The organism is Edwardsiella piscicida, from assembly GCF_001896205.1.
GTDB lineage: Bacteria > Pseudomonadota > Gammaproteobacteria > Enterobacterales > Enterobacteriaceae > Edwardsiella > Edwardsiella piscicida.
On sequence record NZ_MPNU01000001.1, the window covers coordinates 1,066,469 to 1,082,382 of the forward strand.

Genomic DNA, 15,914 nt, shown 5'->3' on the forward strand with positions numbered 1-15,914 from the left:
AGGAATCCCCTATGTCCCGTCATATCTGGCGCACCTCCCTCTCGTTCCGCCTGGCGCTGATCCTCAGTGGATTTATTGCCCTGTTCTGGCTGCTGAGTACCGGCGTGACGCTGCTGCTGAACTTTGAGCAGACCAAGTCATCGCTGCAGCGCCGTTTGACGGCGACCGTGGCCGAAACGGTCTATGAGCTGAGCTCTGAGCTGCTGGATGTCAGCCGTGACGTGGATACGCTGATGCGCTGTTGGCACCGCCTGGACGACGGCGTCGCCTCTGGCGCCTACTACCTGACGGCGCGCTACATTCACGATATGACCGCGCCGCCGGATCCGGCGGCGCGCATCAGCCGCGCGAAGGCCTTTGTCGAAGCCTACGGCAGCGGCGGCCTGGGCAATCTGGTGGATACCTTCGTCCTGCTGGACGGCGGCGTGGTGCTGTCCAGCGCCGGCGGTCAGCCGACCGACACCCCGCTGCACATTGAACAGATCCGGGCGCTGCGCGATCAGGCCGTCGGCAATCACATCATCTGGAGTAAGCCTTATCGCAGCGTCGGGGGAAACTGGCGAGTGATTGCGGCGAAGCGGGATTTGCTCACCGGTGCGCTGGTCGGCATGACGGTCAACCTGCATCCCTCCTTTAGCGCCGTAGAGAAAACCCCGGATGGTGAAACGATCGTTTGGCTCGATCGGGAGGGGCAGCCGATCATTCCGCTGTCCGCCGCGCTGAGTCAGAGCCTGCCGACGTGCCAGCGCGAAATGGAGAGTAATTTTGACGAGGTATTCTCCATCTGCCGCGAGGTCGCCCCGGTCGGCTGGAAGCTGCTGCTGTTCACGCCGAGCCGCCAGATTACGGACGCGGCGTTCGCCGCATTGCACCGCTATCTGCCGGTGGCGCTGCTGCTGCTGGTCGCGCTGGTGGGGCTCTTGTACCTGGTGCTGCAGCGCACGCTGGGGCGTACGCTGGCCGGCATTATGCAGCGCCTGACGCCCAACGTGGCGGTGGCCGATCTGCCGCCCCTGGTGGTGGCGGGAGAGGATGAGCTGGGGCGCATTGCGCAGGTCTATAATCGCCTGCTGTCGGCGGTCAAGGCGCAGTATGCGCAGCTGGAGGCGCGGGTCGCCGAACGAACGGTAGAGCTGGAGCGGGCGCGGCGCCAGGCCGAGCGCGCCAGCGCCAATAAGAGCGAGCACCTGAACAGCATCAGCCATGAAATTCGCACCCCGTTGAATGGGATTATCGGTGCGCTGACGCTGCTGGAGAACGGTGAGAATACGCCGGAGCAGCGTGATTTGCTGGATACCGGGCTTAAGTGTTCGCGCCATCTGCTGGAGATCATCAATAACCTGCTGGACTTCTCGCGCATTGAGTCGGGACAGATGGTGGTGAACCCGGAGTACCTCGATCCGCTGCCGCTGATCGATCAGGCGATGCTGACGGTGCAGGTGCCGGCGCTGGAGAAGGGATTGACCCTACACTGCCTGCTGGCGCCGTCGTTTCCGCAGACGCTGTATACCGACGGGCTGCGCCTGCGCCAGATCTTGATCAACCTGCTGGGCAACGCGGTCAAGTTTACCCCCCATGGCGAGGTGGTGCTGCACGGCTGGAGCGAGCAGGATCGACTCTGTTTCCGGGTGCAGGATACCGGCCCGGGCATCGATGACGCGCGGATCAACGATATTTTTACCGCATTTCATCAGGTCGATTGCCACATCGCCGGCAGCGGCCTGGGGCTGCCGATCGCCCGCAGCCTGTCGCGCCTGCTGGGGGGCGAGCTCTCCTGCGAGAAAAGCGCGATCGGCGCCCGTTTCCGCCTGGCGCTGCCGCTGGAGGCGAACGGGAGTGTCCCCATCGCGCCGCCGGAGGATAAGGGCAGCATTGTCGCGCCGCTCAGCCTGCACCCACAGCTGTCGGCCTGGGGATACCACCCCCTGGCGGGCGACAATCCCGATCTGGACGCGCCGGAGCTGAGCTACCTGCCCGGCCGCCTGCGGCAGCATTTGGATGGCGAAACGCAGACGACCGGCGCGCGAGAGCAGATGCCGGTATCGCCCTGGTCGCTGCAGGTACTGGTGGTGGACGATGTCGATACCAATCAGGATATCGTCGGGCGCATGCTGCGCCAGCAGGGGCACAAAGTGTATACCGCCTCCAGCGGCTCTGAAGCGCTGGTGCTGGGGCGCGGGCACGTGTTTGACTTAGTCCTGATGGATATGCGTATGCCGGGGCTCTCCGGCGACGAAACGCTGCATCTATGGCGGGATAGCGTGAATGGAATGCTCGACCCCGACTGCCCGATCATCGCGCTGACGGCCAATGCGCAGCCCGGCGAACGCAAGCGGCTGCAGGACGCTGGTTTTAATGAGTATCTCACCAAGCCGGTGACCCCCGCGATGCTCTCCAGAGCCCTGGAGTACACGGCCGATATCCAGTTAACCCGGGGGATCGAGCTGTCGCCTAACCGCGCGGGCGAGATACCGCTGCTCGGACAGGATCCCGCGCTGCGGCGGCGTCTGCAGGAGGATGTCTTGCACTATCTGGCGCAGCTGACGCAGGCGGTCGCGCAGCAGGATGCCCCCGCGGTGCGGCAGGCGCTGCATACGCTAAAAGGGCTGGCCGGGCAGGGCGGTCTGACGCTGGTGCATGAGGCGGCGGCGCGTTGGGAGCAGGCGCTGGAGGGCGGGATGCCGATGCCAGACAAGGCGCTGGAAAGCCTATCCCGCCTGGTGCACAGTGAATTCGAGGCGGATTAAAACTCCAGAACCCCCAGGCGGCGGGCCCAGTTGCTCAGCTCCGCCGCGTTGTGGGCATCCAGCTTGCGCATCAGGTTGAGCCGGTGGGTCTCCACGGTTTTCAGGCTGATGGACAGCAGCTCCGCGATATCCCGGTTGCGCTTGCCCTCGGCGACCAGCTTGAGAATTTGCCGTTCGCGCAGGGTCAGCGGCGGCTCCTGAGCCATATCGGACGAGGCTACCAGGGAGTCCAGCCGGAGGGCGGGATCGACAAAGGTTTTCCCCAGCGAGGCATGCTGCATGGCCGCCAGCAGGGTTTGCTGCGGGCTTTGCTTCAGGACGTAGGCGAGCGCGCCGGCGGCGAGGGCTTCGCTGCCGCGCCGCGCCTCAGAGGAGGCGGTGACGACAACGATACGCATATCGCTCCAGCGACGCCGCAGCTGACGGATCACGTCAACGCCGTCCATGCCCGGCAGACCCAGATCGAGTAAGACCAGATCGGGCGAGAGACGCTGGCAGGCCTCATAAACGGCCAGCCCATTCGAGACGGCGCCCACGACCCGGTAGCGGGGCTGGCTGTCCAAGAGATTACGGATGCCATCGGCTAGCAAGGCATGATCTTCAACGATCAGAATGTTCAGAGGCAAAATAGAAATAGTCATATTTAAAGGGTACTCCGAATCAGTGGCACACTGAAAACTTCATACAGCTCGCTCGGGGCATTTGAATAACCAGACCTTCGCTGAACGCCTTTTTTTGGTATCTAGGATTTTTCTACCACTTTTGGCGTATTGAATTCGTCGGTATTCAAATTTCGGAGTGAGATTTTTAATCTATTCATTCCACGGTTTTTCAGCATTATTTTGGATAAACTGCGTTACGGTCAAGCAAAACTGCTGTGTTTGCTGGGATATTCGCAGGTTTCCAGGGAGATGCGCCAATGTTTTTCGCGCCGTAAATGCCCTTTGGAGTATGGATCATCATGTCGAAAATGAGCTAATTGATAGCATTTTGCTGAGGGTAAGTCTGCTATTTTTAATCGTGAATGGTTGTTTTATTCGCGAGGGTAAGTAAAAAAGAAAGTGAATTACAATAATAAATTCATGAGTCTAGGATTTTTCTATTCACGTTATTATTTCAGAATGGAATATTTTTATATGCCGATAACCTCAGGCCAATACCCGAAAGCCTCCCAATAGCGGTTCGGATAAAATCGCACCATGTTCCGGCGAACGACCGGTGCCTTGTGTCATGCGATTGGGAGGTCTCTCCATGGTGAATGCTTTTACGTTATCCCCCGCGCTCAGCGGCAACGCCGCGGGATCTGAGTCAACGGAGAGCCTTTCCCGCGGCGCTAGCCGCGTGGCCGCGCTGTGTTCCGCCGATAGGCGCGCGGCGGCGGAAACGCAGTATCATCAGCTGCTGCATCAGGGGGATGATAGCCTTGCGGCGCTGGAGAGCGCCGCCGCGCTGCGTCAGCTGTGCCGCGCGGATAGCCAATGCGCGGTGGCGGTGGATTATGATGATACGACACAGGATTTCACGCTCAGTATCGATGGGCAGCGGGTTAGCCGCCATCGGGATACCCGCCTGCTCGAACAGCTCAATCTGAGCGATACCTCTCTGCTGGCGCCGCAGCGTCTGGCGCTGTTTAGCGATCCGCTGCGGTTTTTCTGTTGGTTAAAAGAGCAGGGATCACCCCATCAGACGACGGCGCTGGGTGCGCATTTGGCCCCCCATGACGGATCGGCGCTGATCCTGAGTGCCAACGGCCATGAGGCGCTGCGCCTTCCGCTCGAGCAGATTGATGATCGCGCCTGGGCCGACGCGCATCGCCTGTTCCCGACGCTGGCGGATACGCGCCCGTCGGCGGAGCGTCGCATTCCCGATTTGCTGCCGCCGCATGCGACGGTGACGCTACCGCCGCCGGCGCCGCTGCGGGACGACGCACTGGATGACCTGCTGCCCGCGCCGATCGCGATCGGCTCGCTGCTGCAGATGCCGCGCTATACGTTCAATCTCCTGTTCCGGGTGAAGGACATGCTGGTCGGGGGGCCGACCGAGCCGGCCTACCAGGCGCTGTCCCGCCGCATCGAGACCCTGAATCACGCGCTGGCGACGCTGCGTACGACGCTGACCCAGGTGCAGCAGCAGAGCGAGACGCTGCTCGCCTCTGCGGAGGATCTTGGCAGCGCGATTGCCGAGGCGCAAAGGGCGCAGGAGGCGGCCCACCAAGCGCTGCAGGCGGTGTTGACCGAATGCGCGGGGATCGAGGGTGGCCCGGAGGCGCCGCCGGTGATACAGCGTATCCGCGCGCAGGCGCAGCATGTGGCCGATCGCCTGGCCGCGTTGGCGCTGCGGATGGAGGGGGTCGCGCAGCGTGAATCTCCCACGGGCGAGCGGGGCGTATGGCGGGATCGTCTGGCGCAGGTGAGCGCCCAGCTGGGCGATAGCGCGTCCGACGGCGCTATCGGCGACGACGATCGCCTGTGGATAGCGCTGGTTCAGCAGGCGCTGGGCGAGGCGGGTGCCCCCGACGCGGCCCGTTTACGCCAGGCGATCGCTCGGGTGATGCAAAGCGGAGTGAGTCTGCCGGATACGGCGGTCGCCCAGCATCTGCTGGCGACCTTTTATCCCCACGTCGCGTCGCTGCGAGACGATGACGCGGCGCTGCCGGCGCCGGATAGCCTGCTTATCGATCGGGGGCGCTATTTTCAGCTGAGTACCCTGCGCCACACCACGCTGCAGGAGCGCGATCGCACCCTGCAGTGCCTGCAGCTGCTCAGCGATGCCAATCAGCAGGCGCAGGAAACCCTACGACGCGATCTGGATGAGATTAAGCGCAATCCGGACTACTTCAGCGCCTTGAAGCAGCGCAGCCAGGCGCTGGACGCCATCGAGGACTATTTTTCCCCGCGCGGGTCGCTCGGCGAGGCCGCCGACGCGGAGGATCGCGCTGGCGCGGCGGTGCCCGTGACCGATGACCCGGCGTTGGAAGGCCTGCTGTATCTCTGTGCCCGCAGCGGCCCGGCCACCGTGAACCGCGATCGCTTGCTGTTGGATAACGATACGTTCGTCGAAGAGGATATCGCGGTGAGCGAGGCCGTGCTGCAGGCGTATCAGCGACTGGCCCCCGCCGCGCAGGCCCGGGCCCAGACGATCGCCGCGGAGTGCCTGCAGTGGGAGCATCAAATTGATTATCATAGTGAGTTTCATCAGAACGCGGGGGTTAACGTCCCGCAGGCGCTCGCGCAGGGAACGCTACGGGCGCAGTTTATGGCGGATCCCGAGGGCTATCAGGCCTTCTTCCAGCAGCGAGATAGACTGCTGCAGCGCTACCAGGACAGCGTCGTCGCGCTGGCGTCGCCACTGTCCGACGCCGAGCCTCTTCATGGGGTGCTGAGCCGTGCGCTGACGGAGATTAACGCCGAGCGGCGGGTGATCGCGGCGCTGCTGCATAGTGGGAAGACGCTGGCGGCCGTGGATACGTTGGGGCATACCCTGGCCGCGCAAACGGCCGCGTCTGCCCGGCTGGCGGTGGATGTCTCGGCGGCGGCCCGGCCGTTTGACGGCGCGCTGGCCAGTATCAATCAGCAGGTGTATCAGCTGCGCAGCGCGGCCCTGAGAGCGCTGACGGCGGAGACCGACGAGATGGTGCGCCAGCGCGATGCGCTGCGACAGGGAACGGCGCGCGGGAGCGACGTCGCGTCGCGATTGGCGCAGCTTGAGCAGCGTATCGCCAGCAACAGCGCCGCCTTTCGCGTGGATCTCCTGGCGCTGCAGCAGGAGCGGCAGCGGGCCGATGGGCCCGCTGGCGGTGGCTACCCCAAGGACATTTACTGGAGCAGCTGGCTGCTCGCCCAGATGGGGGACAAGGTCTCCTCGCTGCTGGGGGCGCGCATGGATAAGCCGCGGGATTTACTGCTGCAGTACCAGCTGGCATTGAGCGGAAAAGGTATTGTCGCGGCCTCTCTGGCGTTGATGCAGGCGCTGCGCAAGCTGCCGACCGATCCCGCCCAGGCGTTGACGGAGCTGGGATTTACCCCGAGCCAGCTGCTGGCATGGGCCAGCGCGTATCCGCAGGAGATGGCGTATCTCTCCAGCAATTTGGATCATACCTATCACGCGCTGGTCGCGACGGGATCGTCTACGCTCCTCGGCGATATGTTTCATACGGCCTGGCAGCGGGGGACGACGACCAGCGTGATACAGGATACGCTGTTTGGCAAGCGTGAGCCGGTGGTGGGCGCGACGGACGCGAAGCCGATGCCGCCGGCCCTGATCATGCTGCTGAGCGTGGCGGACTGGGCCCCCTACGCCGTCGGCGGCGTCAAGGGCGTGCTGAGTCAGAATCTCGGGGGCGTGGTGGCCGGCGGCCTCGGCGGGGCGCTGTTTGGCGGCGGCGTGGCAACGGTGGTGCTGACCTCCATTTTGCAGTTTGCGGTGGGGGCGGCTCAGGCGCAGGCAGAGAAGGGGATCGCGGATAAGGTGGCCGAGCAGCGGCAGACCAACGTGGTCGTCAATGCGGTACTCCGTGGGATGCAGCTGGACTCGTCGGCCAGCATCAATGAGCGTATTCAGCGCGTGACGGCGTATGCCATGCAGCGGGAGGCGCTACGCAGTACGGGAACGATTGGCCGCGATCTCGCGGAGGCGGGGAAGCGGGGAGTGATAGGGCGCATGTTCCAGGATATGTCCCTGACCTGGAAACACGCCAGCGGCGCCCAGAGAGCGCTGCTGGTCGCGGCCAGCGTGGCTGGCCCGCTGCTGATCGGCGGCGTAACGCTGGGCCTTCTGGCGCTGGGGCCGCTGGGACTCCTGCCCGCCGGGATTATCGCCATTGGGGCCGCGCTGCTCAGCGGGGCGCTGACGACCGGCAGCCTGTGGAACTCGATGGTATCCTGGCTGATGCCTGAGCTGGCTCAGCGGACTCAGCGGGAGATGAACGGCGACATCTTGGAGAAGGCCCTGGCAAAGGCGCGCGAGGAGGCGAGGATACAGATGGCGAAAACGCTGGCGCAGATCGACGCGCGCGACCCGAGCGCGCGCGACGAGATGCAGCGCCAGGGGCAGCAGCAGCTGACGCAGCGGCTGGATACCTTGGCGAGCGCGCTGCGTCAGCAGACGGCGTTCGCTTCGCTGTCGCCTCAGGAGGTCGGTGAGCAGTTTGACCTTGCGCTGCAGCAGGCGGCGTCGGAGTCAGCGCCGCACCTGCCCTTGAACATGAAGGCGGAGGCCATCATACAGGCGGGGCTTAGCGTACAGCAGGCGGAGCAGATCCGCGATGAGATAGAACAGGCGCTGTGGCAGCACAGCCCGCTGAACGGGCATGAGACGGCGGCGGCGATATAGCGCGCTGGGGATCGACCAGGGCGGTCGCGTCGGCTGAGCGGCGTTGGCGGTATAAAAAAACACCCCCCGGCATCGCCGAGGGGTGTTTCTGGATTTACGCCGCCGCGTCAGGCGGCGTAGCACCGTGACTTAGCGCAGATCGTAGCGATCGGCGTTCATGACCTTGGTCCAGGCGGCGACGAAGTCGCGGACAAACTTCTCTTTATTGTCGTCCTGTGCGTAGACTTCGGCATAGGCACGCAGTATAGAGTTAGAGCCAAAGACCAAGTCGACCCGGCTGGCGGTCCACTTCAGCGCACCGTTAGCGCGTTCGCGGATTTCATACAGGTTGCTGGCGGCTGGTTTCCAGGTGTAAGACATATCCGTCAGGTTGACGAAGAAGTCATTGCTCAGGACACCGATGCGGTCGGTGAAGACCCCGACCTTGCTGCCGCCATAGTTGGCGCCCAGCACGCGCATCCCACCGATCAGCACCGTCATTTCACAGGCGGTCAGGCGCATCAGCTGAGCGCGATCCAGCAGCAGCTCTTCGGCCGTGACGACGTAGTCTTTCTTCAGCCAGTTGCGGAAGCCATCGGCCAGCGGCTCCAGAACCTCGAAGGAGGCTTCGTCGGTCATCGCCTGGGTCGCATCGCCGCGTCCCGGCGCAAACGGCACCTCGATAGCGACGCCGGCGGCCTTGGCAGCCTGCTCGATCCCCAGGTTACCGGCGAGGACGATCACATCCGCGACGCTGACGTTAAACTCGGCGGCAATCGGCTCCAGCACGGCCAGTACCTTAGCCAGGCGGGCCGGCTCGTTGCCTTCCCAGGTGTTCTGCGGTGCCAGACGGATACGGGCGCCGTTGGCCCCGCCGCGTTTGTCCGAGCCGCGGAAGGTGCGGGCGCTGTCCCAGGCGGTGCTCACCATGTCGGCGATGCTCAGGCCGCTGGCGGCGATCTTCGCCTTGACGGCGGCAACGTCATACTCGCTGCGGCCGGCGGGAACCGGATCCTGCCAAATCAGCGCTTCCTGCGGCACGTCCGGCCCGAAATAGCGTGACTTCGGCCCCAGATCGCGGTGGGTCAGCTTGAACCAGGCGCGGGCAAAGACGTCGGAGAAGTAGGCGGGATCCTGACGGAAACGCTCGGCGATCTGACGGTAGGCCGGATCGACCTTCATCGCCATATCGGCATCGGTCATGATCGGCAGTAGGCGGATGGACGGGTCTTCCACGTCGACCGGCTTGTCTTCTTCAGCAATCTGGATCGGCACCCACTGCCAGGCGCCCGCCGGGCTCTTGGTCAGGGTCCACTCATGGCCCAGCAGCATGTCGAAGTAGCCGTTATCCCACTGGGTCGGCTTGCTGGTCCATGCCCCTTCGATCCCGCTGCTGACCGTATCACGGCCAATACCGCGGGTGGTGTGGTTGTTCCAGCCGAGCCCTTGCTCCTGCAGATCGGCGCCTTCCGGTGCCGCGCCCAGGTTGGCGGCGCTGCCGTTGCCGTGGCATTTACCCACGGTGTGGCCGCCGGCGGTCAGGGCGACGGTTTCTTCATCGTTCATCGCCATACGGGCGAACGTGACGCGCACGTCGTTGGCGGTTTTCTGCGGATCCGGATGACCGTCCACCCCTTCCGGGTTAACGTAGATCAGGCCCATCATGACCGCGGCCAGCGGGTTTTCCAGATCGCGCTCGCCGGAGTAGCGGCTGCCTTCGCTGCCGCTCGGCGCCAGCCACTCTTTTTCTGAACCCCAGTAGGTATCGATTTCCGGATGCCAGATATCTTCACGGCCAAAGGCGAAGCCAAAGGTTTTCAGCCCCATGGACTCATAGGCCATGGTGCCGGCCAGCACGATCAGATCCGCCCAGCTGATTTTGTTGCCATATTTCTTTTTAATCGGCCACAGCAGGCGACGCGCCTTATCCAGGTTGACGTTATCAGGCCAGGAGTTGAGAGGCGCGAAGCGTTGGTTGCCGGTGCCTGCGCCGCCGCGGCCATCCGCGATGCGGTAGGAGCCGGCGGAGTGCCAGGCCATACGAACCATCAGACCACCGTAGTGACCCCAGTCGGCCGGCCACCAGGGCTGGCTGTCGGTCATCAGCGCACGCAGATCGTCTTTCAGCGCCTGGACATCCAGCTGCTTCAGGGCTTCTCGGTAGTTAAACTGCTGCCCCATTGGGTTTGTTTTGGTATCGTGCTGATGCAGAATGTCCAGATTCAGGGCATTCGGCCACCAATCCTTACTGGCCATGCCCGCGGAGGTCATACCGCCGTGCATGACGGGGCATTTACCGCTAGAAAATTCGTTGTTATTTCCCATTTATCGCACCTTCAGTAAATTTGTGGAGTACTGTTCAGGCCATTACTGCGGATAATGCATTGCGTGATGGATCGCTGCATTCGTTTTAGTCCTTAACGATTATACGTGCTAATGGTTTTTTGTCCGGTCTGCGCGCTCAATTTCTGAAATAGGGAAAATCGATTAATCTTCATAAGTTGATTGTTATTTCCTGTTATTTAAGCGCGTCGATGAGTTCCCCTGCGCAATGATTTTTGATTGTTAGCCCCTGCGGGGAGGCGCAGGGACGGGATCGGTGCATCGCCGGCGGCGCGTCGTGCGACGTTGGGCCGATAGGACCGTTTATCCGATGATAGCCATAAAAGCGGCCAGGACGTTGGCGATTTTTAGGACGATCTATGACGTCATGCTGCCTCTGTTGGTGATGATAGGGATAGGTTCTGTTATTTGGCGTGTTTTATGGTTTCATTTATGGAATAAATGGTAAAAGGAGGTGTTTTGTGTTTGTTTTATTGATTTTATTAGTGGTAATGATTTTTTTATCCGTGCGGGCTGGGCGGCGCCTGGCGTTCGGCGAGGGGCGCGGACAGAGCATTCCCGCGGGGTTGCTGCCATGGTATCGATAGCATTCGGATGGAATATTTTTATTTACCTGCATAAATGCGTTTTTAGCTTCTTTACGGTTTAAAAAATCGCTTTTTTCGTGGTGCTTAAATTATCGCCATAACATAAGGTTATTCTCTCTTTTTTTCTTGACTGCGGTCATGAAAAAATAGGTTATTTTTATTTATCTGTATGAAACACATAGGGTAAATATCAAATGGAAATATTGCTCTTTATAAACTGTGAGCAATAACACATCCCCCCATAACCCTATTTAGTAGAGTTCACTACCACCCGCTGAGAGAATAAGTGCTAATGAACATGAACACGTTTATTCTACCCAAAACGCAACACCTTGTGGTCTTTCAGGAGGTCATCAGAAGCGGCTCAATTGGGGCTGCGGCCAAGCGTTTGGGGATTTCTCAACCGGCGGTAAGCAAGACCATCAGCGAGATGGAAGACTATTTTGGTATCGAGGTTATCATTCGTAAAAATACCGGCGTCACGCTGACCAGCGCGGGGCAGGTGCTGCTGAACTATTCCGAGTCAATCACCCGTGAAATGAAGAATATGGTCAGTGAGATCAATAGTCTGAGCTGTAGTAGCGTCGCCGATGTCGCCTTTGGCTTTCCATCCCTGATCGGCTTTACCTTTCTGTCCCAGATGATTAAGACATTTAAAAGCGTATTTCCCAGCGCGCAGGTGTCGATGTTTGAAGCTCAGCTTTCGTCCTTTTTCCCGGCGATCCGCGATGGGCGTTTGGACTTTGCCATCGGTACGCTGAGTGATGATATGCAGCTGCAGGATCTGCACGTTGAACCGCTGTTTGATTCAGAGTTTGTGGTCGTCGCCAATAAATCGCGAAGCGGCAGTGGCCCGCTGACGCTGGACGCCCTACGGCATGAGCAGTGGGTGCTGCCGCAAACCGATATGGGGTATTATAAACAGCTGCTCAGCATTTTGAATAAGCATCAGATTGACACTGCGAATATCATAAAAACCGACTCAGTCGTCACGATCTATAATCTAGTGCTCAATGCGAATTTCCTTACCGTGATCCCCTGCGATATGACGACCCCCTTCGGCTCAAATCAGTTTATGACCCTGGCGATTGAGGATGCGCTGCCGATCGCACACTATGCCGCGATTTGGTCAAAAAACTATAAGATTAAAAAATCCGCGCTGCTGTTGGTAGAGTTGGCTAAGCAGTATTGTCCAAGCCAGTGTGCCAAATATAAACAGCCGGTCGCCGCCGAGCAGTAGCACATGAGATGAGTGAGTGTGGGTAATTAAAAAATACCCGCAGGATCAGTATTGTCGTTGGCTTTGAATATAAATTACTCCTGTAGAGAGGATAGCATGCATATTACATATGATCTTCCCGTTAGCATTGATGATATTCAAGCAGCAAAAAAAGACTCTCCGGAAAAATATATAAAACAGGGATGCCGCGCTCTAATTATCTTAGCGAACGCTGTAAGGGCGAAATATTTTTGAAGTTTGAAAATATGCAGCGTACCGGTTCGTTTAAAATTCGCGGTGCGTTCAATAAGCTGAGCTCCCTGACGGAGAGCGAACGCCGCAAGGGGGTGGTGGCCTGCTCCGCCGGTAACCATGCCCAGGGAGTTTCACTCTCCTGCGCCATGCTGGGGATCGACGGTAAAGTCGTCATGCCGACCTGTGCGCCCAAATCCAAGGTCGCGGCCACCTGCGACTATTCGGCGGAGGTCGTGCTGTATGGCAATAACTTCAACGACACCATTAGCAAGGTGAGTGAGATCGTCGAGATGGAAGGGCGGATATTTATTCCACCTTACGATGATCCGATGGTGATTGCTGGTCAGGGAACCATCGGTCTGGAGATTTTAGAAGATCTCTATGATGTCGATAATGTTATTGTACCGGTCGGCGGCGGTGGGCTGATTGCCGGTATCGCGATTGCGATTAAATCGATTAACCCGACCATCCGTATCATCGGCGTGCAGTCGGAAAACGTACACGGTATGGCGGCATCCTATTACGCCGGGGAGATCGCGACCCATCGTACGAGCGGTACGCTGGCCGACGGCTGCGATGTTTCGCGTCCAGGAAACCTGACCTTTGAGATTGCCCGCGAGCTGGTTGACGACATGGTTCTGGTCAGCGAAGAGGAGATCCGGGCCAGCATGGTGGCGCTGATCCAGCGTAATAAGGTGATTACCGAAGGGGCCGGTGCCTTAGCCTCTGCCGCACTGCTGAGTGGAAAGCTCGATCAGTATATTAAAGGGCGTAAAAGCGTCAGCATCATCTCCGGTGGGAATATTGACCTCTCCCGTGTTTCGCAAATTACCGGGCTGGTAGACGCCTGATTTTTTATGTGAGGATAAGATATGAGTAGCACTGACAGTGTCGTTGCGGGTCAGGCCAAGGTGACCACTTGGCGCAAAACGGATACACGCTGGGTTTTAGGGTTGTTCGGTACAGCGATCGGGGCCGGCGTTTTGTTCTTCCCGATCAGCGCCGGTATCGGCGGGCTGTTGCCGATCATTTTCATGCTTATTCTTGCCTTTCCCATCGCGTTCTTTTGCCATCGCGCGTTGGCCCGTCTGTGCCTGTCCGGGCGCAGCATATCGGATAATATTACCGATACCGTCGATCAGCACTTCGGCCATGTCGGCGGCGTGGTGATCACCTTCCTGTATTTTTTTGCCATCTGTCCGTTGCTGTGGATCTACGGCGTGACCATCACCAATACGTTTATTGCCTTCTGGCAGCATCAGCTGCTGCTGCCGGCCATTAACCGCGGCGTGGTGGCGCTGGCTATCCTGCTGGTCATGGCGTTTTTTATCTACTTCGGCAAGGATTTAATGGTTAAGGTAATGGGATATCTGGTCTTTCCCTTCATTACCTGCCTGGTGCTGATCTCCCTGTCGCTGATCCCCTACTGGACGAGTGACATCTTTACCAGCTTCGATATGCACAGCCTGAGCCTGTTCGGCAGCCATGGCATTCTGGTAACCGTCTGGCTGGGGATCGCGATTATGGTGTTCTCCTTCAACTTCTCCCCCATTGTTTCGTCGTTTGTAGTCTCCAAACGCGAAGAGTATGAGGCGGACTTTGGCCGGGAATATACCGAGCAAAAGTGTGCGAAGATCATTTCGCGCGCCAGCGTGCTGATGGTGGTGGTGGTGATGTTCTTTGCCTTTAGCTGCCTCTTTACCCTGTCGCCGCAGGATATGGCGCAGGCTAAACAGCAGAACATTCCCATTCTCTCCTATCTGGCCAACCACTTCAGCTCACTGGGCAGCGGTAAATCTACCTATGCCACCGTTCTGGAGTATGGCGCCTCGATTATCGCCCTGGTGGCTATTTTTAAATCGTTCTTTGGTCATTACCTGGGAACCCTGGAGGGGTTGAACGGTTTGATCATTAAATTTGGCTACCATGGAGAGAAGTCGCAGGCGCCGATGAAGAAGCTCAATATGATAAGCATGGTCATCATTATGGGCTCTACCTGGGTGATCGCGTATATCAACCCGAATATTCTGGACCTGATCGGTGCCATGGGTGCGCCTATTATTGCTGCGCTGCTGTGTCTGCTGCCGATGTATGCGGTATGGCGAGTTCCTGCGCTGGCGAAATACAAAGGCAAGGCGTCTAACTATTTCGTCACGATTATCGGCCTGCTGACCATCCTGAATATTGTTTATCAGCTGATGTAATTCGGCGAGCGGACGATGGGAGTCATAAAATGCATGAGTATCCAGTCGTGCTGGTGATAAACAGCGGATCGTCTTCGATTAAGTTTTCCGTGCTGGACGCACAGCGCTGTGAGGTGCTGCTGGCCGGCATCGCCGAAGGCATCAATAGCGGCAGCGCGACGCTGTCGGTGAATGGCGCGGCGCCGGTCGCGCTGGCGCAGCGGGGCTATGAACCTGCGCTGGCCGCCATCTGCGCCGAGCTGGAGAAGCGCAGCCTGATCGACAGCGTGGCCTTAATCGGCCACCGCGTCGCGCACGGCGGCAATCTGTTCCAGCAGTCGGCGATCGTGGATGATGAGGTGATGGAGAAGATTCGCCGGATCTCTCCGCTGGCGCCGCTGCACAACTACGCCAACCTGAGCGGCATGGTCTCCGCCAGGCATCTGTTCCCCGGGGTGACCCAGGTTGCGGTGTTTGATACCAGCTTTCATCAGACGCTGGCGCCGGAGGCCTGGCTGTACGCCCTGCCATACCGCTATGCGCAGGAGTATGGCGTGCGGCGCTACGGGTTTCACGGCACCTCGCACCGCTATGTGTCGCAGCGCGCCCATCATCTGCTGGGGCTCTCTGAGGCGGACTCCGGCCTGGTGATTGCGCACCTGGGCAATGGCGCCTCTATCTGCGCGGTGCGCAACGGACGCAGCGTCGATACCTCCATGGGGATGACGCCGCTGGAGGGGCTGATGATGGGCACCCGCAGCGGCGACGTCGACTTTGGGGCACTGGCCTGGATCGCCAGCCAGACCGGCCAGTCGATCGCCGATCTGGAGCAGATGGTGAATACCGAGTCGGGGCTGCTGGGGATCTCCGGGCTGTCGTCGGATCTGCGGGTCTTGGAGCGGGCGCAGCGAGAGGGACATCAGCGGGCCGATTTGGCGATACGCACCTTTGTTCACCGCATTGCGCGCCATATCGGCGGACACGCCGCCTCGCTGCGGCGTTTGGACGGCATTATCTTTACCGGCGGGATCGGCGAGAATTCGGCGCTGATCCGGCGGATGGTGCTGGAACATTTATCCGTATTCGGTATTACGCTGGCGCCGGATAAAAATAATCTGCCCGGCAGCGCAGGCGAAAGAATTATATCCGGTGAGGACTCCGCCGTTATTTGCGCAGTGATCCCTACCGATGAGGAGAGAATGATTGCTCTGGACGCACTGCGTCTAGGAAAAATAATGCCATCGATTGAATACGCATAATTTATTCATTG

Annotated in this window: 7 protein-coding genes and 1 pseudogene; 6 read left to right on the forward strand and 2 right to left on the reverse strand. The window is 59.7% G+C overall.

The features are described 5' to 3' along the window. Window positions 1-11 precede the first annotated feature (11 nt). On the forward strand, window positions 12-2,747 hold the full coding sequence (locus tag BRD58_RS04875) for a two component system sensor kinase (RefSeq protein WP_034168269.1): 2,736 nt from the start codon (window positions 12-14) through the stop codon (window positions 2,745-2,747). On the opposite strand, the gene BRD58_RS04880 is transcribed toward BRD58_RS04875, so the two are convergent. Further along, entirely contained in the window at window positions 2,744-3,373 is a 630-nt protein-coding gene (locus tag BRD58_RS04880) for a two component system response regulator (RefSeq protein WP_196796971.1), read from the reverse strand. The genes BRD58_RS04875 and BRD58_RS04880 overlap by 4 nt on opposite strands. Before the next feature lie 625 nt (window positions 3,374-3,998). Between BRD58_RS04880 and eseJ the strand changes: the two genes are divergently transcribed. Then, window positions 3,999-8,078: a type III secretion system effector EseJ gene (gene eseJ / locus BRD58_RS04885; protein WP_073381836.1), complete on the forward strand. Its 4,080-nt coding sequence runs from the start codon at window positions 3,999-4,001 to the stop codon at window positions 8,076-8,078. A 129-nt stretch (window positions 8,079-8,207) separates the two neighbouring features. On the opposite strand, the gene katG is transcribed toward eseJ, so the two are convergent. Further along, window positions 8,208-10,382, reverse strand: coding sequence for a catalase/peroxidase HPI (katG, locus tag BRD58_RS04890; protein WP_073381840.1), 2,175 nt, complete (start codon window positions 10,380-10,382; stop codon window positions 8,208-8,210). Between the two features lie 903 nt (window positions 10,383-11,285). On the opposite strand from katG, the gene tdcA reads away from it, so the two are divergent. From tdcA to tdcD, 4 genes and pseudogenes are all read left to right on the forward strand, one after another. Next, a complete protein-coding gene (tdcA, locus tag BRD58_RS04895) occupies window positions 11,286-12,227 on the forward strand; it encodes a transcriptional regulator TdcA (protein WP_015461074.1) in 942 nt (313 codons plus the stop codon). Between the two features lie 96 nt (window positions 12,228-12,323). Next, window positions 12,324-13,312: pseudogene (gene tdcB, locus BRD58_RS04900) on the forward strand (bifunctional threonine ammonia-lyase/L-serine ammonia-lyase TdcB). Window positions 13,313-13,333: 21 nt separating this feature from the next. Next, complete coding sequence (tdcC, locus tag BRD58_RS04905) at window positions 13,334-14,665, forward strand: threonine/serine transporter TdcC (protein WP_015461075.1); 1,332 nt, start codon at window positions 13,334-13,336, stop codon at window positions 14,663-14,665. Between the two features lie 29 nt (window positions 14,666-14,694). Continuing rightward, on the forward strand, window positions 14,695-15,903 hold the full coding sequence (gene tdcD, locus BRD58_RS04910; RefSeq protein WP_069578291.1) for a propionate kinase: 1,209 nt from the start codon (window positions 14,695-14,697) through the stop codon (window positions 15,901-15,903). Window positions 15,904-15,914 lie beyond the last annotated feature (11 nt).